The following is a 22958-nucleotide window of genomic DNA, read 5'->3' as shown; positions in this document are numbered from 1 at the left end:
CTCCCTCTTATTTTAGTATGTTAATGCCATAGAGACATTTTTCCCGAAACCCGAAACCAATTACAGCTTATAAAATGCCTGCGCGTTGGAGCCGAATAGCCGCTTACGCTCCGAATCCGTCCAAGCCGCTGGAAGCGCATGCTCCAGAATCTCCACCACTTGATCATAGCTCGCGGCAAGCAAGCATACCGGCCAGTCGCTGCCGAACATAACCCGATTCGGGCCGAACAGCTCGCATACCTCACGGACATAGGCAGTGAAATCATCCGGCTGCCATTGCTGCAGATCCGCTTCCGTAACCATGCCCGAAAGCTTGCAGCTCAAATTCTCATAACCTGCAAGCACCCGCATATGCTCCAGCCACGGCTCCATCTCTCCAGCGGCGATTCGCGGCTTGGCGATATGATCAATAACGCCTCGAAGCTTCGGAACCTTCTCCATCAGCTTCGTTAAGCTGTTTAACTGCCCTTCCTTCACAAGCAAGTCGACAGGAGTATCCTCGCGTTCATACCATGAGAGCGCTTCAATATAAGAGGACGCCAAAACCACGTTCGCATCCGGCATATCCTGAATCATCAATCGAAAGCCTTTGTACTTGGGATGCTTGCTGAATTGCTCGTAGCGCTCGCGATGACTGGGATCCGTCAAATCCTGCCAACCGACTACGCCTAGAATCGATGGATTCTCATCCGAAAGTCTTAGCAGAAACTCCGTTTCCTCCCAGGTTGGCGCCGCTTGTACCGCAATCGTTCCATCCAATCGATGCTTCTGCAGGCTCGCTTGCAAATCAGTTGGGAGAAAATCCCTGAATAGGATGGGCAGCTCCTCCGTAATCCATCTGTAATCTCCACGATCCATTTGCCAATAATGCTGATGCGCGTCAATTCTCATGAGCAATACCTCCCGAATTGTTCTGATCTTCTTCATTTTAGCAGCAATGATGAATATTTTATTGCTTGATTCCAGCTTGTTTACGCTCATTTTTGCTATACTTGATAGATAATCCAAATTGAAAGGATGAGATTATGCAAACTCCTCTTCATAAACGCTTCTCCAAGGATGCTCCATTTCCTTTCGATATGACATACAAAGCAAGGAAGCAACCGCAGCAGGAGCTTCCGGATCATACCCATGACTGGTGCGAGCTTGTCTATGTCTATGAGGGAAGCGGCACCTTCTTTATCGATACCATTTTCTACGATATGCTGCCAGGGGACTTGTTCATCATTCCGGGAAACTGTATTCATCGAGCCTATCCCGATGCGGAGCATCCCGTGAATTCCACTGCAATTTTTTTTCACCCCGCATTCATTCAACCGCTGATGGGAACCGGCGATCACGTTTCATTGCTGAGCTGCATGGAGCATGTCAAACGGCATCGCAGCTTTAAACTAGCCGTCTCCCATGCGAATCAAGTCGCGCTTGTCGGGATTATTGAGCATATTCATCAAGAATATATCTCGACCGAGCTCGGCGCCCATTACGCCGTGCAGCTTCATCTTCACAGGCTGCTGCTTCAGGTGAACCGCATGATTGGTACGATCGGAGCAGCCCGGGGAGCCGAGAGCGCGGCGGCTTCCGAATGGCTGAAGAGCATCCTGCTTTACATTGACACTAATTTGCAAGAGGATTTGCGTCTGTCCTCGCTGTGTCGGCGCGCCGCCATCACGCCGGCCCATTTCTCGCGCGTCTTCAAGCAAAGCACCGGCATGACGCCTACCGATTATGTCAATGCGAAACGAATTATGCTCGCCAAAGAACGACTCGCCACCACAACCGACAGCATTCTCGATATCGCCGAAAGCTGCGGCTTCGAGAGCAGCTCCTACTTCCACAAGCTGTTCAAGAAGCAAACGGGAAAAACCCCGCTCGTCTATCGGCGAAGGGGCTGACGGACTGCGGGGTTGCTATTCACTTGTAGCCATTTTCAAAAAGATTGTGGTTCGGCTCGATTTCGCTACTCCAAGTCGATTTTTCCGACCTGGAGACGCGACTCGCCAAGCTAAGCTTGGCTCGTCACCGCTTCGCCGCCGCGTCCGGACAGATAGAGATTCTCCTGCCGGACCGTCCAATCGACATATCTGAGCGTCAATCTCAGCTTCACATCCGCAAACTGGGGATCGTTCCACAGATTTCTCTCTTCTCGAGGATCACGAAGCATATCATACAATTCGCCCTCTTGCTTCATTTCTCCGCCAGGCTGATCATGATACATGTTCAGCTTATAGCGGGAATCGCGAAGCATGGTCGCGTTTAACGACGGGCTCCAGTATTTTCCTTCATGACTGTAGCCCGAATTACGGTATTGCGTAACCGCATAGCCTCGTCCCACGGAATTTCCTCGCACGATCTCGAGTAAATTTTGCGTATCCGGCATTACTCCGGCGAGCTCCTTCCGCGTGAATCCGGCTGCGGACAAAATCGTGCCGGCGAGATCATGCAACTGCACCAATTGCGAGCTGCGTTCCCCCTCTGGAAGCTCCCCGGGCAACCTCATAAGCAGCGGAATCTTCGCGCAGGCTTCATAGAAGTAAGCGCCTTTGGTATAGAGCTGCTTGTCGCCCATCATATCGCCGTGATCGCTGGTGAAGATGACAAGCGTATTATCCATGAGCCCTCGCTCTTCCAGCTTGCGAAGAACTCGACCTGCCTGCTCGTCCAGAAAGCCGATGGAAGCGTAATAGCCTCGAAGATCTTCCTCCAGCTTCGCGCTTCCATAACGTTTCAAAAACTTCTGCCGCTCTCTCAGCAAGCCTTCCGGTTCTCCATCCAGTTGAGGTCCAGCAGACTCCGCGCTATCAAGCCGCTCTGCATGAATCGTCTCCATCGCCTCCGGCGGGTAATCATCATACGGATCATGAGGATCGAACACGCTCATCATGGCGAAGAATGGCTGCTCGCCGTCATGAGTCTGTAAGAAATCTATCGTACGTTCAGCAGCCCAATATGTGTTATGCGCTTTCTTTGGAAAATGCTTCAAGCGTTTGTTTTCTCTCTTCAATCTTTCCCAGAATTGGGGATGATGCTCCTCTACCCATCGCGCATAGGCATTCAGCGGACTGTCGAGATGCAAAGTCGGATCATTGCAGGCTTCGTAAATGTCAAAGCCGTCGTTCGGATGGCGCCTATCCGCCTCCGTAACGCGGCCGCTCACATGCAGCTTGCCGAACAGAGCCGTCTTATAGCCCTTTTCCTTCAATCGCTTCGGGAACAGCACTTGATCCTCCGGCAAATTATCATGCAGCTTGTATACGCCATGTCCCGGAAGCGCCTTGCCCGTCATCAGGCAGGCCCGGCTCGGCGTGCATATGGTTGCGTTCACATATCCGTTATCAAATACGATGCCTTCGCGCGCCAGACGGTCCAGCTCCGGCGTATTCACGAATTCGCCGCCATAGCATCCCAGAGAATCGAATCGTTGTTGATCCGTCATAATTAACAAAATATTTGGTTGTTCTCCCATGCTTGCCCCTTTCTGCCGCCCAGTGACTCCTTACTGCTTACTGCGAATGGTAATCTGCCGACTGCTTCATGTCCGCGTGCTCTCAGCTAATCCTTTCCCGGAATTTCCGGGAAAGCCGGCCGACCTGCTCCACGACAAGCTTATGCTGAGGCTGAAGCTTACCCTGTTCCATAGCGCGAGTCTGTAATCGCATTTCAATTCCCTCCAACTGGAATGAATATTTGGCGTTGAGAGGATAGCTCTGCGCTTCGACAGCGGAAGCGACGCCGAGAAAATCCTGAAGCTCACTTGCTTTCTCTGGCTGCTCGCGCCAATTTTCTGTCAGCCACACGTATAGCTCGGGATGAAAATTAGCCATAATACCGCTGAACCCGGCAACTCCAAGCTTTAGCGATTCGAGCAAGGTCGCCGAATTCGCGTTGAAGATTTGCAACCTTCCGCCTTTCAATGCTTGAAGGCGCGCTTGCATTTCCGCCAAATCACAGCAAGTATCCTTCAGAAACAGAAATCTGTCTGTCGATTCGCACCATGCGAGCAAATCCGGGCTCATAAGGCGTTTGTAAGGATACGGACATTCGTACAGGCCGAACGAAACCTCAGGATTCGCCGCCAGCAGCTTCTCCGTATTGCGCTTCCATACATCGTCCGACTCTTCCTGGCCCGCCAATCGGTTCGTTACAAGGACAAAAGCGTCAATGCCTGTTTCATAGATGCGTTTAACTTCCTCGATCTGATCCTCCATTACGCAGGATGTATGTCCAGACGCGATTACCGGTACCCGGCCTTTCACCTTCTCCACCACGAAGCGAGCAATTTCGATTCGTTCCTTTAAGCCGAGGAAGAACATCTCACTGGATTGGCAAACCGCGAACAAGCCGTGCACACCGCCTTCAATATACCACTCTACCAGCTGAGCCAACGCCTCGTAATCTACTTCCCCATCTGATCTGAACGGCGTAACCATCGTCGGCCACACTCCGCCCCCTATTCCTTGCATAGCTTTCTCCCCCTCTAGCCTTACGTCTTCCATGTCAAGTTAATTCAAGTCAATCTTAAGAACGATCTTACGAATCACGCCCGCCGCCGAAACCGCGCAGCATGGACGATGCAGCTCGCCCGGGAAGAACACAGCATACATGCCCGGTTTCAGAATCAGATTCGTCACTGCCCCCGTCTTGCCATGGAACAGGAGATCACGGTCATCATGCTGTTCTTCGATCGTGCTTCCATCACTTTCGGCGAAACCAATCATCTCATCCCCGGCAATCAGGAACTGAATATCCGTATAGCGCTGATGGGATTCCCATCTTCGTTCTTGCTCTCGTTCGGTTTGTACCTCCTGCACCATTGCGAATAGTCTCTCTCCGTCAATGCTGATCTTGCCGACCGGCAAAGCCGCCAAATCCGTATTTTTCAGAAAATCCATAGCTTGCCGTATGCTGGTGCCATAGGCTTCTCCCTCGAGCGGCCATCTGTCCAAATGTCCAAGTATCATTTTTTTGCCCTCCTAGGCTTACAAATAAATCTTCCGTTTCTCTTCTACCTTATCACGGAAATCATTCAACACGCCATACACGATCAGATTGCTGTCGTGAAAAGTATGAGCGCCGTCGTAGGAGGTTCTCACGACATAGATCAGATCATCGCCGTCAAATTGCCAATCGGCATATTGAAAGCCCGTCTTCTTGCGTGAAAGCTCTACATCCTCGATCAAATCATCCTCCATCAGTGTCTTCACATGAAACCAATTGCGCAGATCCTCCGAAGCGAACACGGAAAGCTTCTCGCGCAGCACATGCTGCTCCGGATCTTCTCCTTTATTCACTAGCGTCACATATAAGCCGGTAACTTCATCGCGGCGAACTGTAAACTTGTGCGATCCACCAGGCAGCTCAACAAAACCCGAAGAATCGAAGCTTGTTTTTTTGCCGCCGTCGCTAATCGTGAGCATCGCCGCCTTGTCCCAAACCGGGAATGTCGTCAATCGAATCAGATTGACCAGGCCATTGGGTCCCCTTACCACATTGCCCTCCAGCCAGCCTACGCCTGCTTCGCCGCCCCAGTCCGGGGAATCGGCATCCTGGTCATAGACAACCTGATTGCTCATCGTCCAGTTTTCCGCAAGCAGCAAATCCGCGTCTGCCGGACAGGAGACGACGAAGCTCTTGAAGCCGATAGGACGCACCGGCGGATCCATATCCTCATAGGCGCGGTACAAGCGTCCGTCATATTCGACAACCGGCATTGGCGCGCAATGGTAATTCGGCGGCGTCATGCCCTTGCCCCCTGTGTAAAGCAACCCCGAATTCTCATCCACTGGGGCTGTCCATGTGAAGCCTTCGTCATCGCTGCGGCGAATAATGATGTCGCCGAATTTACGAGAAGTGCCCATGAGATAAAGCTTGCCGCGATGCAGAAACAGATTGCTCCAGAACGTGCTGCTCAAATGCGTAACATGCTGCCAGGTTTCTCCATTGTCTTGCGAACGGAACAACCCGGTTAAATGGAAATGCTCATCGGGAAAATCGCCGAAATAATCATTCGACGCGAGAAGAGCCCCGCTCGGCAATCGGACAATGCTCGGACTCCCCAGATAGGTTCGGGTGCGTGGATCCTGATAGTTAATTTGGCTTTTCCATTGCATGATATTATTCCTCCACATTTAGAATTCGTTTCGTCTTATATGTCTTCATCAGTTCATCGAACAGTTGATCCAACTCCTGCTTCATCTCTTCACAGAGCTCCGAATGACTTTCGGATCTATCATGCTCCTCGCTCGGATCTTCCGTCAGATGATATAGCAGTGGTTTGGATGGCTCAGAAAGCTTCCGGTCGATCGGCTCTCTGACAAGCGGGTATTCCAGATCGGGCCTCTGCGTTATTTGTCTCACATATTTCTGATCGGGCGCGTAGAATTCCACCGCCTCCGGAATACTCGGGTAGACAAGCTTCCACGGTCCCTTGCGCAGCGCCGCGTTGCAAAACGGAACAGGCTCGAAGCGATTCCATTGCCAAAATTTCGAAAAATCGTTCTCCTTCCTTTCCAAACCTCTCAGCAGAGACAGCATGTCTCTGCCGTCCGCTTGCAGAAATGGAGGCAGGCTTATTCCCGCAGCGCTTGCCAGCGTCAGGAGCCAATCCGTGAAATGCACCGGTTCTTCATACACGGTTCCGGCTTCAATCTTGCCTGGCCACTTCAGCAAACCGGGAACTCGAATGCCGCCTTCCAGCACCGAGCCTTTTGTGCCGCTTAGAACGCTGTTATAACGAATCGCCGAACGAGAGCCCTCCCCCTTCATATCAGGTCCATTATCGCTGACAAACAGAATAATGGTCTCCTCTTCGATCTTGCAATCCGCAAGCGTATTCAGCATTGTCCCAATTCCATAGTCCATTCTCTTAATCATGGCGTAAATTGTACAGACCGCCTCGCTGAACTTTCCCATATCCCGAAAAGGCTGAATCTCCTCTTCGGGAGCCTGCAACGGCGTATGCGGCGCATTATAGGTCAGCATCAGGAAGAACGGCCGCTCTTGATTTTCCTGAATGAAGCTTGCTGCCTCCTCGCTGAACACATCGGTCAAATAGCGGCCATCCGCGGGGAATGGTTCATGATCCTTCTCCAGCATCCAACTCCAGTAATCGGAGCCGCCGCAGCGGAAGCCTGTGAATGATTCGAAGCCGCGGTTCATGGGATGATACGCTTCACCCCGTCCGTTATGCCATTTGCCGATCAACCCTGTTCGATACCCATTCTGCTTGAACAGATCTGCAACGGTAATTTCATCAAGCGCGATCCGATCATAGCCTCGACATGTGCTGACATCGACAGCGCCGGTGCGATGCGGGTATTTCCCGGTCAATAATGCGGCCCGCGCAGGAGCGCACATAGGCGAAGCGCTGTAATGCTGATTCAGAATCACTCCCTCTCGGGCGATTCTATCCAGATTCGGCGTTCGCACATCTTTGTTGCCGGATATGCCGATGTCGCCGAATCCCATATCATCAGCCACGATGACAATTATATTGGGTTTATTCAAAGTCTGCTCCCCTTCCTCCTTCTCTTGCAAGCAAGCTACGATTTGACAGAACCCAGCATTACCCCTTTGACAAAATAACGCTGCAAGAACGGATACGCCGCGATAATCGGCACCAGGGTTACGATAATCGTCGCGGCGATAACCGCCTCCGGATTGGCGAGCGTCGCCTGACCGGTTTGAATCGCCTCATCCTGCCCTTTAATGATTTGCTTCAGCAGCAACGGCAACGTGAATAACGACTTATGATTGAGATAGATCAAAGCATGCAGGAAGTTATTCCAGATTCGAACGCCTTCCCATAGCAGAATCGTCGCGATGATCGGCTTGGATATCGGCAGGATAATGCGAAGGAACGTCCGAATCGGACTTGCGCCGTCCATCATGGCGCTCTCCTCGATCTCCTCGGGTATGGTGCGGAAGAAGTTGATTGCCACTATGACATTGAATGCCGAAAGCATGTCGGGAATAATGAGAGCCCACAGCGAATTAATCAGTCCCGTTTCCTTCACGACGAAATACGTCGGAATCAATCCGCCACTGAAGATCATTGTGAACAGAATGAAGGCAATTGCGCCGTTTTTCATTGGCAGATGGCGCCTGGCAAGCGGATAAGCAGTCAGAGCCGTGAAGAAGACGCTGGTTAAAGCGCCGACGACCGTGACAAAGATGCTGTTCCCGTAAGCTTGCCAAATATAGCTGGACTGAAACACATTGATATAGGATTGAAAATTAAAGCCTCTCGGCAGGAAGAACAAGCCGCCGCGATAAGCGCCCTCTACCGAACTGAATGAGAGGCAAAGCTCATGCCAGAGCGGATAAAACGTGCATAGCGCAATAAACGATAAAAAGATAATATTGCCGGTATCGAACAGACGATTGCCAAAGCCTTTTCGATTTGCGTTCATTACCAGATCCCCTCCCGTCCGAGTCGCTTGGCCGTCCAGTTGCAAATGAGAAGAAGCACGAGCCCCACCGCGGACTGGAACAGTCCCGCTGCAGTCGCAAGAGAGAAGCGCCCGGAGGTTAACCCCGTCCTGTACACGTACGTATCCAGAATATCTCCCACATTGTAGACAAGAGGGTTGTACAGATTGTAGACCTGATCGAAGCCAACCGACAGAATATGACCGGTGCGCAGAATGAACATGATGACGATCGTGTTCGCGATGGACGGCAGCGTAATGTTCCACGCCATCCGAAGCCTGTTGGCTCCATCGATAGTCGCCGCCTCATACTGCTCCGGGTTAATGCCGGATATGGCGGCAAAATAGATGACCGTGCCCCAGCCCATCTCCTTCCAGATTTCCGAAGCGACAAGCAAGCTTCGGAAGTATTCCGGCTGCATGAGCGGCGAAGACGACATATGGAACAACGAGACGAGTCCCGTGCTTGGCGACAATATTGTGACCATAACTCCGCTGATAATAACCCAGGAAGTGAAATGCGGGAAATAAATAATCGTCTGAATGGTGCGTTTGATCTTCGAGCTGAACACTTCATTAATCAGCATGGCGGCAATAATAGGCGCCGGGAAATAGAACACAAGCTTGTAAACGCTAATAATCAACGTATTGCGAAACGCGATCCAAAAATCGTCATTGTCGAACAAGATATGAAACCACTTGAGTCCCGCCCAAGGACTGCCGAACATGCCCCCGGTAATTTTGAAATCCTGAAACGCCATCGAAACGCCAAGCATGGGGATATACTTGAAGATGAGAAAATAGAGCAATCCAGGCACAAGCAAATAATAATATTGCCGATGCTTCAGCACCTTGCGCGTCCACTTGCGCATGCTGCTGTCATTCCGAAGGCTCTGCGCTGCGCGGCCGTCTGCGGGGACTCCCGCTTGATTCCTGTTGTTCATAGTCAGACCTCCTTCAAGAAAATGCCGGGAAATAATGTCGTTGCAAAGCGGACTTTGAACATGATTGAATTTTTTCCCGGCATTTACGCTAATGGCTCAATCGCTTAGGCGTTAAGCTCTTTCCATTGCTCGTTGGCTTGCTCTTCGATCGTCTTGCCGCCTTGATCATAGTATTTCTGCACGAACTCGTCCCATTTGTCGACCGACCACTCGCCCGTTACGATCTTGACGAGATATTCCGGCCACAGCTTGGAATCGAGATCCGGATAATCCTGCTCGGCGGGAATCGAATTCCACAGTTCGTTCGGAATCACATGCTTCGACGTAATCGCCGCCGCGTCGCGGAACGGCTGATCCGTATTTCGGCGATCGTTGATGAAGAAGAAACGGATAGGATTGCTTAGCCCTTTCTTGTACAGATCTGCCGTGCTTGTGATTTGCGTGATTTTGTTATTCTCTTTGTCGTACGTGTAGTCTGTTCCTTCTATTCCGTATGGAGTCAGGAAACCCTCATCCGTTGCCGTCCAGTTCAGGAATTTCATGAAGCGCTGGGGATCCTTGATATCCTTCGAGAAGACGAGCAGCATGCCGCTCGGATTCTCGGCCGCGTAGCCGCGCAAGCCGTCAGGTCCTGCCGGTGCCGGGATAACCGCCAGCTTCGCGTCAGGATTGGCCTGGGACAATGCCGCGTTAACCGGGTTGTAGCTGTTCATCACGAAGTCGCGCTGCACCATGACGCCAACCTTGGAATTCGACAATTTGGCGTTGGCGGCCGTGCCCGTCAGAACCGGGAATTCTGGATCGATTAACCCCTCCTTGTACCATTTCTGCAGCGTCTCAAGCGCTTGCTTCGTGCCTGGAAGCGTAAAGCCCTTCTGAATCTTGCCGTCAACCTCCTGCCAGTGCTGAGGCGCGATGCCGAATGCGCCGAAGATTTGGTCGAAGCCGTAATCGGATTGCGGAACATTATGCGCCTCGAAAGGAATGGTATCATCCTTGCCGTTGCCGTCGGGATCCGATGTCTTGAACGTCTTCAAAACCTCTTCCAGTTGATCAAGCGTATCAGGCGTCTGAAGGCCTAATTGATCCAGCCAATCCTGGCGGACGAACAAGCCGGTTACGTTCGGGGAGTTATAAGCCTCCGGCAGCACGCCGCTTGGAATGCCGTAGATCTTGCCGTCGAAGGTCGCTTGCTGGAAGCTCTCTTCCGGCACGATGGATGTAATATTCGGAGCATCCTTCAGAAGATCGTCCAGTGGCATGACCAGCCCTTGATCAACAAAGGTGGACAGGGTTTGCGGATCGACGCGGAATACATCGGGCAGCTCTCCGGAGCTGGCCAGCAAATTCAATTTCGTATTATAATCATCGCCGTCTCCGCCCATTGTGACCTGAAAGTCAACGCCTGTCGCGCCTGCCTTCGCCGCCGCCTCCGTAATCAGCTTTCTTCCTTCGCCCCCGTCCTCGGGATATTCCGGAATGCTGCCATTCATTAAGATGTTATAGCGAATGGTCTGCTCGGTGTTCGAAGCATTGCTATTAGAAGAACCATTCCCCGTTTCTTCGTTTCCCTTCGAATTGTTGCTGCCGCTGCAAGCCGTCATTAGCAAGCTTGCGGATAAGATTACTGCGGCCGGCACTGCCCATTTGTTTCTTTTTGTCATGTGTGTTGCCTCCCTTTATTTTTTGAAAGCACTTTCTGAAAACACTTACAGTATCACATCCCACAGCCTCCATCGTCCATCGGCAGTTTGGAACAAACATGCGCCATATCAAGCATTTCAACCGCCAGATGCATAATTCAACATGGATGTTGTTCTTTCTACATCATGATCGCGAGAGCAAAAAAGCATCCTTCGGCCGCATGCGGTCAAAGGATGCTCATCACTAGCGCGAAAGATCGATTATGGCTTCTCATCTGTTGTCGATTCCTCGAATTGCTGCGCTTCCATTCGGATCTTGCGGTATTCACCCGGTGTTACGCCCTCCGCTTTCTTGAAGAATCGAATAAAGCTGTGCACATCGTTATAGCCGATTTGCCTGGAAATTTGTTCAAGAGGCATATGATCCGCCAGAAGAAGCGGCTTACTGGCCTCCATCCGAATTTCCGTCAATACATTTAATACGGATTTGCCAACCTCTTCGCGGAACAGTCGGCCCAAGTGTCCGCTGCTGACACCCGATTCTTCCGCGATCATCGTAACAGTAAGCTCTTGATCATAATGCTCCTTCATATACTGCATGGCCCGCTTGATATAGATATTCTCTTCTTTATCTTTTATTCTGCGTATGCCTGATTGAATTTTATTCACAAAACCAAAGAACCGAGTTTTTAATTCCTTATGATTAGGGGCATTCGCAATCTCCAGAATCGATTCCTCAGAGATTTCCTCGAGATCGAACCCCTCTTCCATTAATTCATACAGCGTCGAACTCAGGAAGATAATAATAATTTGCTGCGTCTTCTGTCTCGACAAGGTTTCACTGTATACATAATGATCGAATAATTCGCGCACTGCCGCAAGCGCCCTTTCTTCATCCGCATTCATTGAAGCATGAATGAACTTCTTCTGAAGATGCGACGGATACGACACCTTCTCGCTGTCCGTATTGGACGGGAAGATCACATCGTTGTCGCCGATTACCGATCGGTAGAGCAATTCTCGCTTGGCTGCAAAGTAAGACTTATACACATCCTCGAGGCTGCTGCAAAATGTACCAAGACTCACCTGCAATGAAATGTTCAAGTGAGTGCCTGCCAATCGATTCAGTTCGGCGCAAAGCTCCCTTACTCTATCCCTGAATGTATCATTAAGACCATACTCTTCAAGATTAAGCAAGAAACCGAATCTCTCCGCATCCATCATCGTTCCGTAGACTGCTCCTAGCGATTTGAATGAATCCAGTACAAGATTGAAAACAAATAAGCGGTTGTAAGATTCCGAATGAGCCGCTTCTCCAAGCTCTTCACTGCTTTGAACGACAATAACCAGAAAATGCTGGTGGGGGAAAATCATCTCCAAGTTCGAGAGCTGCACTCGCAGCTGCTCGTCGTCGACGATATAATTATGAAGAATATCAAATACCAGCCGGTCCCTCAGTATCGGTTCATGCCGTTTGATATTGTCTTCAATGAGAGACAGCGCCTTCTCCACATATATAACCTCGTCCACAACGCTTGTCTCGATCGCATCGCCCGCGGTATTCTCGGATAATCGGTTCGTGATACGTTTCCAGGGCCGATACATTCGGAAAGCAAACCATCCGGCTACTGCAGCTCCGATCATAATGAACATGAAGCAGATATAGAGAACCTTGCTAATCTCCTTATGCATCTGATTCGAGTAGACGGAATACGGCGTGAATTCAAATATCGTCCAGCCGTTATATTCCGTCTGATATTGCGTTGCGAACTGTTTCTTCCCGTCGATCAAAACCGTCTTAGCAACCGCGGGATTTCCGAGATTCGGGATCAATTCCCCAATTTTCTCTGAAGATGCGGTTAAGTTCCCGACGACAATCTGATTATTATTGTCCAGCACGAGAAAGTCTCCCTGCATGTCGCTTGGAATAATTACATTGGCGAAAGCCCTCTTGCCCACATTAATAATCAGTTCGCCCATCTGCAGCTGGTATAAGACCGGGAGCTTCTGAGCGAACGTAATCGTGTCGACCCTCTCCCCTCCAGGAGCGGTCATCTCCCGATTGGCGAACCAGAAGGATTTGTCCTTATTCTGCTCCATTAACGCCAGAATTCCCTGATCGTAGTACTCTTCCTGAGATTGAAAACCAACCTCCGTAGAGAGGAATCTGTTGTCAATGCGGAAGAATAACGCCATGGAGTCGAACAATTGGTTCGTGGCTCTCTGCTGCCCCAATATATCGACGAACTGCTCATATTGATACATGCTTGTATTTTGGGGATCCGACATCGCCTTGTTCAATCCGGGCGTGAGCGATAGCCGCACGGCAACATCGCTCATCTGGTCGACCATCGAGCCGATCCGATCCGCGATGCGGTGCATATCCTGATTGGAATTTTTGGAAATGCGCAGCACGGTTTCTTCGGAATAAAAATAAAGGAAGATTCCCGATATAACCAAGGCCGGAATCAGCACCGCAACGAAATAGGTGATTAACAAATTCCGAAAATACTTCTTTTTGAAAAATAAAAAATTAAAATTTAAGCGCATACATTTTGCCCCACTTTTATGAAAGTAATACGTTGACCTTCTCTCTCTAGATTAAGTATAGCATACCCTGTCTGCTGCCGAGATATTGACGGCATCAACGGACGGCGGAGATGCAACGCTGGACGAATGCGATCATCTCTCCATGGCGAACCGGGTCGTCCGTATGACGCAGCGTAAATGGAATCTCCAGCTTATCGTACTCCCGCTTAAGCATATAGCCGTGAACGGGATGATGGATCACCTCCCCAACTGTAAGATTTGCCGGAATATTCGCTCCCGTCAGCGGAAGGTTATAAGTCATAAAAGCGGGCGGAGCCGACGCAGACATATAATGAATCGCCGAGGCTTTCTCCGCCAACTCAAGCATCTCTGGACTCTGTAGTTCCTCCAGATCGGTTGCTCCATAAAACAAGGCAAGATTGGGCTGTATATAGGGTCCTTCATAAATGCTTTCGTAGAATCGCTGATCCTTGGACACCTGCGTAATATAGCCTGCAAATCCACATACATCGGAGCGTTGCCTCTCGATTTCATCCACGCTGTCCGGCTGCGCCAGATTGCCTCTAAGCGCGTTCCATAGCGCGATATGTCCGCCCGCTGATTGGCCTGACGAAACGATGCGCTCAGGATCGAACCCCCACTGATTGGCCATATGTCTGACGAATTGGATGGCTCTTGTTCCATCCTGCATCGGGGCCGGAAACGGATCGCTCAGAATATAGCGATAATTGCAGGAGACTACCGATATGCCCCGATCCAGACATTCCTGCATAAGTTGATGATTTAACACCTCCGACTTGTCATAGCGAATATAGCCTCCGCCGTGGAAATAAATTAACACAGGCGAAGGCGTTCCTCTATTTTCGGCAATATAGGCATCCAGCCTGTTGCGTTCATGCGGTCCATAAGCGATATTCTTGTATGTCCTGACGACCATCGTATTCCTCCTCCTCTTCTCTTCAATAGCGACGCGCAGGTCCTTCTATTGTCAAACAAGATGAAAGGAACGTCTATCCCGAATATGGAACATGGATGTGCAATTTCGTACGTCAAGCCACTTTAAACTTGCCAATCTCTTGCTTGAGCGAATCAGACAGATTCTCAAGATTGCCGATATTGGAAACCATATACTCTACGATGGAGGATTGCTCCTGCGTAGAGGCGCTGACCTCCTGCAGCGAGGCCGAGGATTGTTCTATAATGCCGGATATTTCTTCCGTTGCCGCCAACACTCCGGTTGCATGCTGTTCGACAATGGTTATGATCTGATGCAGCCTCTTGACAGCCTGATCGGTTTTAGCAGTTTCCTCTAATACCGTCTCCACCGACACGGAGCTTCTTCCAATAAGCTCTGACTGCTTCATGACGAGCTCCAGATTGTCCTTCATGGAAATAACGGTTGCCCGCGTCTCGTTCTGTACGTTCTGAATCAGGGCCGCAACCTCCGCCGACGCATGACCGGTCTGCTCCGACAGCTTCCGAACTTCGCTTGCAACAACCGCAAAGCCTAAACCCTGCTCACCGGCTCTTGCCGCTTCAATCGCTGCGTTTAACGCCAGTAAATTCGTTTGGCTCGCGATATCGGCAATAACGCCAATAATGCCCCCGATTTCATCCGACTTTTCGCCAAGCGTGAAGATTGCATTCGTTGATGTCTGCACCGAACGGGTCAAATCCTTCAATTGGGTCAAAGCATTCGCCATTGCCTCATTGGCATGCGTCGCGCTATTTGTTGCCGATTCCGAAAATACTGCCGTTTCATTAATTTGAATGTTCGCGTCCATTGCAAGCTGCTTCGTTTCTTGCATCATCTCAACAATTTCCGTTGTTCGTTCGCTTTGGTAAGTAACGCCGCTTGAAAGCTCGCCCATGGTGACAGCCACTTGCTTGGAGGTCTCTCCCGTTTCATGGGCTTGCGCATTAAGCGAGACGGAGGAAGCGTTGATGCTGCCAACGATTGCATTCGACGATTCCGTAAGCTGTTGCAATTCATTCAGGAATTTGTTGAAATAATCCGCGAGTAATTTCGTTTCATCGTTCGTTTTCATTTCAATTCTCTTTGTCAGGTCGATTTTGCCCTGGGACAGAACGCTTTCTATGCCGCTAATAAAATGATCGATAGGCTTCTTAACAAACCATTTTATCGCGAGGTTCACGACATAAAGCATGATGAGCAGGTTTACGATTAAAGTGAAATAAGTGCTTAAGAACTCCTCGAAGGTACCGCTTAACGAGCTCATGAATTCCAAATCAAATAGAAAGGCTTTCAGAATGGCAATCGGCGTTCCCAAAATGAGGCTTGCAACAGATGCTCCAATGATAGTAAAACCCATTTTTCTTCCAATCGTCCACTTCATACTCCTTTCCAATAACTGATTTGTTCGTAACGACTTTAGCTTCTGTTTCATGCTGCAATAACTCCCCTGCGAATTTTTAGGCAATAATACCCATGAATATATTACTACATGAACAAAATTATTTCATTAATTTATTTATTAATATACAATATATACTAAACTAGTTTATTTAGTATATATTATTAATTATTTATATTAAAATATTTGTAATTTCAGTTTCTCAAAACATGGAATTTTTGAATCTTACGAGCAAAAAGAAAAAAACACCTGACGGCGTTTTCTTGGCACAACGATCCGTTTTGCTCAACCGGTCATCCCTGCTCCTTAGCGAGCTTCTGTCCACAAACCGTTGTTATCCGGGATATATACAACACCTTATAGACCAAATCCCAACGCCTAATGAGCCGCTTCGTCCTCTATGCGGATTAAATGTTTTACACTTGCATTCGTTCATTCCCATCGCTGCCTGCACGCTTGCCATTCTTCTGATGGAAATCAGACTTGGCGGAGTCGAAAGCTGAAAAGCCTGCGTGAATCTAATGAAGATTGATATCGTTATTTCCTCAAAGCGAGTATGTTTCCTGCCCGTAGTCACTAAATAAGACGATCAATCTTCGTTAGAACGTTATCAAGTTTCATTAGCGCTTCGCCTGTCTCCATCCAAGCCTATTATCGAAGTCTTCCCTTGATGTTCGATCTGCAGCTTTGCAGCAAAGCAACTTTGTATGCATCATATAGATAAATCGCTTAAAAAAGTCATATTTTCGTTACCCGAAATTTTATTAATGTTATAATGGCAAAAAGCCCTTGCTCAGCAAGGACTTTCTTAAGTATGCGGTCGAGAGGACTCGAACCTCCACGGGGTTGCCCCCACTGCCCCCTCAAGACAGCGTGTCTGCCATTCCACCACGACCGCGTATGCAATTATTCATCTATCCTTCATTCCAGAATCCTTCGAGGAAAAGAAACTGGTGAGCCATGAAGGACTCGAACCTTCGACACCCTGATTAAAAGTCAGGTGCTCTACCAACTGAGCTAATGGCTCTCATAATCGGAAACGAACTCCACATAAGAGCTGCTTCTTGTAAGGAATATGGTGACCCGTAGGGGATTCGAACCCCTGTTACCTCCGTGAAAGGGAGGTGTCTTAACCCCTTGACCAACGGGCCTTGAATGCCAATTTCAGAACGCTTCGCTTCCAAGCGACAAGAGCTATTATACCAACTTGTGCTTCACAGCGCAAGCTTTTTTTCATAAAAAAAGACCGCTGCTCGGCCTTTCATTGTGCCTGAGTTCTGAGATGAATAAATATGGCGGAGAAGGAGGGATTCGAACCCTCGCACCACTTTCGCAGTCTAACCCCTTAGCAGAGGGTCCCCTTATAGCCACTTGGGTACTTCTCCAGAAGATGGCTCCCCGAACAGGACTCGAACCTGTGACAACTCGATTAACAGTCGAGTGCTCTACCAACTGAGCTATCAGGGAAAATAAACAGTAACATTGAATAATTTATCATGCTGGGCTCTCTGTGTCAAGCCTCTTTCCCAAGAGAAAATAACTGAAGCTTTCCGCGGCATCTTCCGCAGGAGTATTTGGCCGGATCCAGCTTTCTCTTTCGCAAATACTCCATGCCGCATTGCTTGCAAACCAGCTTATAGCGATAAGGCAACGTCTTACGCTGCGCTCTCTCCGGCAGTGACTGGCAATACCGCGAGCCGCCAACTTGCGCGAGAAGATGTTTGAAATCCGCATCCCGATGACGATAACCCATGTTGCGTATATGCAAATGATAATGGCACAGCTCATGCTTAATAATTTTCTCCGTCTCTTCTATCCCGAAGGAGGCCAACTGATGCGGACTGATCTCGATATGATGGCTCCTCGTGAAATATCTGCCGCCTGTCGCTTTCAATCGGGCGTTAAAAATGGCTTTATGCTTGAACGGGAGTCCGAACGAGGCAAGCGACACTCGCTCCACCCAGCTTTGCAACTCTTCATTATCCAAGGGCTGTCCCTCCTCACACTTGAATTTTATCGCAATAATGCGCTACACTGTCAAGTAGGAATGTTTAATCGGAGCCAGCGACTCGAGGGGAGAGCACTATTACACATGAATACCATGCGTTATGTCTTAATGAAGCAAGAGAATTCCATTTGTTTTATCGAAATGCCAGCTACACACGCTTATCAACTAAGCGCTCTGAATCTGCGTCTACATAAAGAGATTGACAAACTGACTGCCGATTTCGTGCCAAATCTCGCTTTTGCGGTTGCGGAATGCGACAATGTTGAGCTGCATGACAAATCGCTTGAGATTATCTCAGGACTTGCGTATATCAATAAGCTCGAGAAGGACTTCCGAGAGGTGCAGGAGCAGGCATACCCGATTATCGCATTATTGACGGAAATTCGCGCCTTGCAGGCGCAGCTTGAGCAGTGGTACGAGGAATATGAGGAAGATCGGCTCGGATAAAAATAAGAAGGACTTGCACGGACATTCGCCCTCCGCCATATGTTTATAGAACAACAGGTTAGGCGCAGGAGGAGGACGATGCGAATGCCGCAATGGCTATGCAACCAGATGATGCGCGCATTTCAGCTGAAGGACCGCAAGCAGATCAAGCTGCTTAATGATTGCTGGTATTTCTACCGCACGAAGCAGGGTCCCAAGGAGCATGACAATCCGTCGGTCATTCAATAATACCAAGTGAAGATCACTTGAAAAACCCGGCATTTTCCCCGTTTGGGAGAATGCCGGGTTTTTGTAATGCTTGCAGCTCGACCAAGATCTGACTTGCCCGATTGATCCTGTCATGCTATACGCGCAAGTCGCTTACATTTGGTTGAAGAAAGTAATCTCATCGACTGGAAGACGAGGCGTCATGTGACCGGGAGTCGCCGCTTTGCCGATTGGCAGCATGAGCGTAGGCAGATATTGCGGCGGAATGCCGAACATCTCGATGACCTGATCGCGGTTATAGCCGCCCATAGGAACGGTGTCGTAGCCCTTCGCACGAGCGGTGAGCATCAGTTGCATCGCGACGAGGCCCGTGTCGAACACAACGATTTCCTTGAGCCGCTCCGCAGGCAGGGATGGATACATTTTGAGCGAATTCGCCGTCATATTGTTCTTCACTTCCTCGGACATGAAGCCCGCTTTGAATGAAGCGTCATAGATTTCCTCGCTCTTCTTATACATCTCCAGATCGCCAAGCACGATGACAATCGCCGACGCTTCTGCAACCTGCTGCTGATTGAAGGCGACGGGAACAAGCTTCTGCTTCGTCTCTTGATCGGTGATGACGAGGAAGCGCCAAGGCTGCATATTGGATGAAGACGGGGCTCTTGTCGCGATTTCGATCATTTCCCGAATTTCTTCTTCGGAGATGGAGACGCTGCTGTCATATTTCCGTACAGAATGACGACCATAGAGAACATCCAGGAACGGAACAGTCGCGCTGGCGTCCTTGGCCGTCTGGTCTTGCACATGAGAATCGATTTGCGTTGTCATTGTATGATTTCCTCCTAATTGTCGCATGAGTTGCAGGTAATGAGCGTTCGCATAGACATAAAGCCATGGACACTGCCACAACATATCCCACAACTCAAAAGTAACTGTAACTCGAATAATTACAGTATAGTTCGATGATCATCGAATGTCAACACTTACTGAGCCTAAATCGGATGCAGTGGTAAAAAGCAACTCTGCATAGGCAATTCCAGCGTTCGGACCTTCTCCAGTGGTAAAAAGTAACTCTGCAAAAAAAACTCTGTCGCTACCTTAGTCGATTTTATCGACTTAGAGCGCCCTCGAGACCATACTCAGCTTCCCTTAGTCGATTTTATCGACTTCTAGCGCCCTCGAGACCACGTTCAGCTTCCCTTAGTCGATTTTATCAACTTCGAGCGCCCTCGAGACCACGTTCAGCTTCCCTTAGTCGATTTTATCGACTTCTAGCGAGCTCGAGACCATGCTCAGCTTCCCTTAGTCGATTTTATCGACTTCGAGCGCGCTCGAGACCACGTTCAGCTTCCCTTAGTCGATTTTATCGACTTCGAGCGCCCTCGAGACCACGTTCAGCTTCCCTTAGTCGATTTTATCGACTTCGAGCGAGCTCGAGACCACGTTCAGCTTCCCTTAGTCGATTTTATCGACTTCGAGCGCCCTCGAGACCATGCTCAGCTTCCCTTAGTCGATTTTATCGACTTCTAGCGCGCTCGAGACCACGTTCAGCTTCCCTTAGTCGATTTTATCGACTTCTAGCGCCCTCGAGACCACGTTCAGCTTCCCTTAGTCGATTTTATCGACTTAGAGCGCCCTCGAGACCATACTCAGCTTCCCTTAGTCGATTTTATCGACTTCGAGCGCCCTCGAGTCCATACTCAGCTTCCCTTAGTCGATTTTATCGACTTCTAGCGCCCTCGAGACCATACTCAGCTTCCCTTAGTCGATTTTATCGACTTCTAGCATACGCCCGAGATAGAGAGCCCCTTGTTCCAAATAGAAAGCCTTCAACTACGCAACAAACGCGTAATCGAAGGCTTGCTAACTTGCTTTGAGCATCTGAAACACCATGCCATGCTACCTGCTCCTGTGATTCGGGATACCATGCAATCCGTTCCCACGGAGAAGAAGTCAATTCGGCTTGCGCATCGTCAAGCTGACGCGGCCCTTCTTCTCGTCGACGCTAAGCACCCATACCGTGACGTTGTCGCCGACGGATACCACATCCATCGGATGCTTTACGAATTTGTCGCTAAGCTGGGAAATGTGAACAAGCCCGTCATTCTTAATGCCAATATCGACGAATGCGCCAAAATCGATCACGTTGCGAACCGTGCCTTGCAGCTCCATGCCCGGCGTCAAATCCTCCAGATGAAGCACATCCGTGTGGAAGATCGGCGGCGGAAGCTCCTCGCGCGGATCGCGGCCCGGCTTCAGCAAGCTGTCGATAATATCACGAAGGGTCGGCAACCCGACCTCCAGACGATCAGCGAGCGCTGCTGCATCCGCCTCGACCAACAGCTGCTTTACCTTAGCGTCTCCAAGCTCCTTCAGCTCTAATCCCAGCTCCGCGAACAGCTTGTCCACGACGGAATAGGACTCCGGATGAATAGGCGTGCGATCCAGCGGATTAGCCCCCTCCGGAATGCGCAGAAAACCAATGCACTGCTCATAAGACTTCGCGCCCAGACGAGGCACCTTCTGCAGCTGCGCGCGCTTCACGAAGCGTCCGTTCTCCTCACGAAACTTCACAATATTTTTCGCAATCGTCGCATTCACGCCCGCCACATAGGACAGCAGCGATGAGGAGGCCGTGTTCACATCGACGCCCACGTGGTTAACCGCCGATTCCACGACGCCTCCGAGTGACTCGTCCAGACGTTTCTGGCTAACATCATGCTGGTACTGCCCGACGCCAATGGCCTTCGGCTCGATCTTCACCAGCTCCGCCAGCGGATCCTGCAATCTTCGTGCAATCGACACCGCGCTTCGCTCCGCGACATCAAGAGAAGGGAATTCTTCGGCTGCCAGCTTGGACGCTGAATAAACGCTCGCTCCCGCTTCATTCACGATTATATATTTCAAGTCCGCTCCGCCTGCGGATGAAGATGCGCTTGCAGCCGCCGAAGCAGACTCTCCTGCCGAAGCCCGCTTCCGGATCAGCTCGGCAATGAATTGCTCCGTCTCGCGGGATGCCGTTCCGTTGCCGATGACGATCAACTCCACCTTGTACTTGTCGATCAAGCCGTTGATCAGCCGCTCCGCTTCCGCCACCTTGTTATTCGGCGGAGTCGGGTAAGAGACAGCGACCTCCAGCAGCTTGCCGGTATCATCGATGACCGCCAGCTTGCAGCCGGTACGGAACGCCGGATCGACGCCGAGCACAATATTGCCGCGGACCGGAGGCTGCAGCAGCAGATTGCGAAGATTTTCCGAGAAAATCGTAATCGCATGCTCTTCGGCCTTCTCCGTCAACTCGCCGCGCACCTCGCGTTCGATAGACGGCGAGATCAGCCGCTTGTACGCATCCTCAATGACACTCTCCAGCGCCTCACGCACTGCTGCCGCTGTTCCTCCCCGGAGAAGCTTGCGGCGCATATGCTCGTGAATGCGGTCGACAGGCACGTCGAACGATACCCGAAGCATCTCTTCGCGCTCTCCGCGATTAATCGCAAGCACCCGATGCGGCGGCAGCTTCCGAACGGGCTCCTGATAGCTGTAATACATTTCGTAGACCGACTCTTGATCCTTGTTGCGCGCTTCCGTCTTCAGCAGAGACTGATCGAAGGTGAACTTGCGCACCCAAGCTCTGATCGAGGCGTCGTCCGCAATATTTTCGGCAAGAATGTCCATCGCGCCCTGCAGAGCTTCCTCTGCATTAGCAACGCCCTTCTCGTCGCTCACATATCGTGCCGCTTCCCGAAGCGGATCGCCCTGTCTCGGCTGCGACCACAGCCACTCCGCAAGCGGTTCCAGCCCCTTCTCCTTCGCCACGCTCGCTCGCGTCTTGCGCTTCTGGCGGTAAGGGCGATATAGATCCTCGACCTCCTGCAGCTTGACGGCTTGCTCAATGCCTGCTCGCAGCTCCTCTGACAGCTTGCCTTGCTCGTCAATCAGACGAATGACCTCGCGCTTGCGCTCCTCCAGATTGCGCATATATTGCAGCCTCTCGTCAATCGAACGCAGCTCATTCTCGTCCAACTCGCCGGTCATTTCCTTCCGGTAACGCGCGATGAACGGAATCGTATTCCCTTCATCAAGCAACGCCACGGCAGATTTCACCTTCGACAGCGGGATCGACAAGCTCGACGCGATACCTGCGATAATTCGCTTGCTCTCCGCTTCCTTCTGCTCGTCGGACAGCTTCGCCTTGCCTTCCGCCGCTTCAACAGCCATTTCCTTCGTCCATTCAGCCACCTATGTAACACCGTCCTTCATTCGTAGAGTAGAGAACTGAATTTCGTTGGAGGGCGCAAGCCCTCTAGTTACTTTCCAGTTCCCCCTTCATCAAACCGGACGTGAGGTTTTCCCTC

18 protein-coding genes and 5 tRNA genes are annotated in these 22958 nt (G+C 50.4%); 3 read left to right on the top strand and 20 right to left on the bottom strand.

The annotated features are described in order from the left end of the window. Positions 1-60 precede the first annotated feature (60 nt). Positions 61-891, bottom strand: a complete 831-nt coding sequence (locus HFP08_RS26835; RefSeq protein WP_206109326.1) for an amidohydrolase family protein — start codon at positions 889-891, stop codon at positions 61-63. 134 nt (positions 892-1025) lie between these two features. On the opposite strand from HFP08_RS26835, the gene HFP08_RS26830 reads away from it, so the two are divergent. Further along, entirely contained in the window at positions 1026-1892 is an 867-nt protein-coding gene (locus tag HFP08_RS26830) for an AraC family transcriptional regulator (protein WP_168123711.1), read from the top strand. 110 nt (positions 1893-2002) lie between these two features. Here the strand turns inward: HFP08_RS26830 and HFP08_RS26825 are convergent, their stop codons facing one another. The 17 genes from HFP08_RS26825 to HFP08_RS26745 all read right to left on the bottom strand — a co-directional run bounded on the left by HFP08_RS26825 (position 2003) and on the right by HFP08_RS26745 (position 17925). Next, entirely contained in the window at positions 2003-3463 is a 1461-nt protein-coding gene (locus HFP08_RS26825) for a sulfatase-like hydrolase/transferase (RefSeq protein ID WP_168123710.1), read from the bottom strand. Between the two features lie 82 nt (positions 3464-3545). Further along, a complete protein-coding gene (locus tag HFP08_RS26820; RefSeq protein ID WP_168123709.1) occupies positions 3546-4460 on the bottom strand; it encodes a dihydrodipicolinate synthase family protein in 915 nt (304 codons plus the stop codon). Between the two features lie 39 nt (positions 4461-4499). After that, positions 4500-4958 carry a NanQ anomerase/TabA/YiaL family protein gene (locus HFP08_RS26815; protein ID WP_168123708.1) on the bottom strand — a complete coding sequence of 153 codons (459 nt, stop codon included), beginning with the start codon at positions 4956-4958 and terminating at the stop codon, positions 4500-4502. Between the two features lie 18 nt (positions 4959-4976). Continuing rightward, positions 4977-6107, bottom strand: coding sequence for a sialidase family protein (locus HFP08_RS26810; RefSeq protein ID WP_168123707.1), 1131 nt, complete (start codon positions 6105-6107; stop codon positions 4977-4979). A gap of 4 nt (positions 6108-6111) precedes the next feature. Continuing rightward, on the bottom strand, positions 6112-7503 hold the full coding sequence (locus HFP08_RS26805; protein ID WP_168123706.1) for a sulfatase-like hydrolase/transferase: 1392 nt from the start codon (positions 7501-7503) through the stop codon (positions 6112-6114). A gap of 35 nt (positions 7504-7538) precedes the next feature. Then, the gene (locus HFP08_RS26800) at positions 7539-8408 is read right to left on the bottom strand and encodes a carbohydrate ABC transporter permease (protein ID WP_168123705.1); all 870 of its coding nucleotides are present in this window, start codon (positions 8406-8408) and stop codon (positions 7539-7541) included. Further along, entirely contained in the window at positions 8408-9370 is a 963-nt protein-coding gene (locus HFP08_RS26795; RefSeq protein ID WP_240941904.1) for an ABC transporter permease, read from the bottom strand. The genes HFP08_RS26800 and HFP08_RS26795 overlap by 1 nt, the downstream gene beginning before the upstream one ends. Positions 9371-9474: 104 nt before the next feature. Beyond that, on the bottom strand, positions 9475-11034 hold the full coding sequence (locus tag HFP08_RS26790; protein WP_168123704.1) for an extracellular solute-binding protein: 1560 nt from the start codon (positions 11032-11034) through the stop codon (positions 9475-9477). A 240-nt stretch (positions 11035-11274) separates the two neighbouring features. Further along, positions 11275-13512 carry a helix-turn-helix transcriptional regulator gene (locus tag HFP08_RS26785; RefSeq protein WP_168123703.1) on the bottom strand — a complete coding sequence of 746 codons (2238 nt, stop codon included), beginning with the start codon at positions 13510-13512 and terminating at the stop codon, positions 11275-11277. Positions 13513-13657: 145 nt separating this feature from the next. Next, positions 13658-14500, bottom strand: a complete 843-nt coding sequence (locus tag HFP08_RS26780; protein ID WP_168123702.1) for an alpha/beta hydrolase — start codon at positions 14498-14500, stop codon at positions 13658-13660. A 112-nt stretch (positions 14501-14612) separates the two neighbouring features. Further along, positions 14613-15971, bottom strand: coding sequence for a methyl-accepting chemotaxis protein (locus tag HFP08_RS26775; protein ID WP_168123701.1), 1359 nt, complete (start codon positions 15969-15971; stop codon positions 14613-14615). A gap of 782 nt (positions 15972-16753) precedes the next feature. After that, a tRNA-Leu gene (locus tag HFP08_RS26770) sits at positions 16754-16836 on the bottom strand. A gap of 53 nt (positions 16837-16889) precedes the next feature. Continuing rightward, positions 16890-16965 (bottom strand) — tRNA-Lys (locus HFP08_RS26765). Positions 16966-17014: 49 nt separating this feature from the next. Beyond that, positions 17015-17089, bottom strand: a tRNA-Glu gene (locus HFP08_RS26760). Positions 17090-17231: 142 nt separating this feature from the next. Next, positions 17232-17323 (bottom strand) — tRNA-Ser (locus HFP08_RS26755). A gap of 6 nt (positions 17324-17329) precedes the next feature. Then, a tRNA-Asn gene (locus tag HFP08_RS26750) sits at positions 17330-17405 on the bottom strand. A 46-nt stretch (positions 17406-17451) separates the two neighbouring features. Then, positions 17452-17925 (bottom strand): SprT family protein, encoded by a 474-nt coding sequence (locus tag HFP08_RS26745; protein ID WP_168123700.1) that lies wholly within the window; start codon positions 17923-17925, stop codon positions 17452-17454. A gap of 105 nt (positions 17926-18030) precedes the next feature. Here HFP08_RS26745 and HFP08_RS26740 point away from each other — a divergent pair, with 105 nt between their 5' ends. Beyond that, positions 18031-18393 carry a hydrolase/acyltransferase gene (locus HFP08_RS26740; protein ID WP_168123699.1) on the top strand — a complete coding sequence of 121 codons (363 nt, stop codon included), beginning with the start codon at positions 18031-18033 and terminating at the stop codon, positions 18391-18393. Between the two features lie 84 nt (positions 18394-18477). Next, entirely contained in the window at positions 18478-18621 is a 144-nt protein-coding gene (gene cmpA, locus HFP08_RS26735; RefSeq protein WP_168123698.1) for a cortex morphogenetic protein CmpA, read from the top strand. A gap of 132 nt (positions 18622-18753) precedes the next feature. Here cmpA and HFP08_RS26730 read toward each other — a convergent pair whose 3' ends face one another. Both HFP08_RS26730 and HFP08_RS26725 read right to left on the bottom strand, forming a co-directional pair. Further along, entirely contained in the window at positions 18754-19431 is a 678-nt protein-coding gene (locus HFP08_RS26730) for a nitroreductase family protein (RefSeq protein WP_168123697.1), read from the bottom strand. Positions 19432-20556: 1125 nt separating this feature from the next. Then, entirely contained in the window at positions 20557-22821 is a 2265-nt protein-coding gene (locus tag HFP08_RS26725; RefSeq protein ID WP_168123746.1) for a Tex family protein, read from the bottom strand. Positions 22822-22958: the final 137 nt, after the last annotated feature.

Origin of the sequence: Paenibacillus sp. HB172176, from assembly GCF_011947265.1 — a bacterium.
Taxonomy (GTDB): domain Bacteria; phylum Bacillota; class Bacilli; order Paenibacillales; family Paenibacillaceae; genus Pristimantibacillus.
Note: the sequence above shows the minus strand (reverse complement) of the source record. Positions and strands in the feature narration are given on the sequence as shown.

Excerpts from the sequence above, each read along its gene's own strand:
- HFP08_RS26740 (WP_168123699.1), top strand. The coding sequence starts at position 18,031 with ATGAATACCATGCGTTATGTCTTAATGAAGCAAGAGAATTCCATTTGT.
- HFP08_RS26775 (WP_168123701.1), bottom strand. The coding sequence starts at position 15,971 with ATGAAACAGAAGCTAAAGTCGTTACGAACAAATCAGTTATTGGAAAGG.
- HFP08_RS26725 (WP_168123746.1), bottom strand. The coding sequence starts at position 22,821 with ATGGCTGTTGAAGCGGCGGAAGGCAAGGCGAAGCTGTCCGACGAGCAG.
- HFP08_RS26835 (WP_206109326.1), bottom strand. The coding sequence starts at position 891 with ATGAGAATTGACGCGCATCAGCATTATTGGCAAATGGATCGTGGAGAT.
- HFP08_RS26790 (WP_168123704.1), bottom strand. The coding sequence starts at position 11,034 with ATGACAAAAAGAAACAAATGGGCAGTGCCGGCCGCAGTAATCTTATCC.
- HFP08_RS26800 (WP_168123705.1), bottom strand. The coding sequence starts at position 8,408 with ATGAACGCAAATCGAAAAGGCTTTGGCAATCGTCTGTTCGATACCGGC.
- HFP08_RS26815 (WP_168123708.1), bottom strand. The coding sequence starts at position 4,958 with ATGATACTTGGACATTTGGACAGATGGCCGCTCGAGGGAGAAGCCTAT.
- HFP08_RS26795 (WP_240941904.1), bottom strand. The coding sequence starts at position 9,370 with ATGAACAACAGGAATCAAGCGGGAGTCCCCGCAGACGGCCGCGCAGCG.
- HFP08_RS26830 (WP_168123711.1), top strand. The coding sequence starts at position 1,026 with ATGCAAACTCCTCTTCATAAACGCTTCTCCAAGGATGCTCCATTTCCT.
- HFP08_RS26780 (WP_168123702.1), bottom strand. The coding sequence starts at position 14,500 with ATGGTCGTCAGGACATACAAGAATATCGCTTATGGACCGCATGAACGC.
- HFP08_RS26810 (WP_168123707.1), bottom strand. The coding sequence starts at position 6,107 with ATGCAATGGAAAAGCCAAATTAACTATCAGGATCCACGCACCCGAACC.
- HFP08_RS26730 (WP_168123697.1), bottom strand. The coding sequence starts at position 19,431 with ATGACAACGCAAATCGATTCTCATGTGCAAGACCAGACGGCCAAGGAC.
- cmpA (WP_168123698.1), top strand. The coding sequence starts at position 18,478 with ATGCCGCAATGGCTATGCAACCAGATGATGCGCGCATTTCAGCTGAAG.
- HFP08_RS26825 (WP_168123710.1), bottom strand. The coding sequence starts at position 3,463 with ATGGGAGAACAACCAAATATTTTGTTAATTATGACGGATCAACAACGA.
- HFP08_RS26820 (WP_168123709.1), bottom strand. The coding sequence starts at position 4,460 with ATGCAAGGAATAGGGGGCGGAGTGTGGCCGACGATGGTTACGCCGTTC.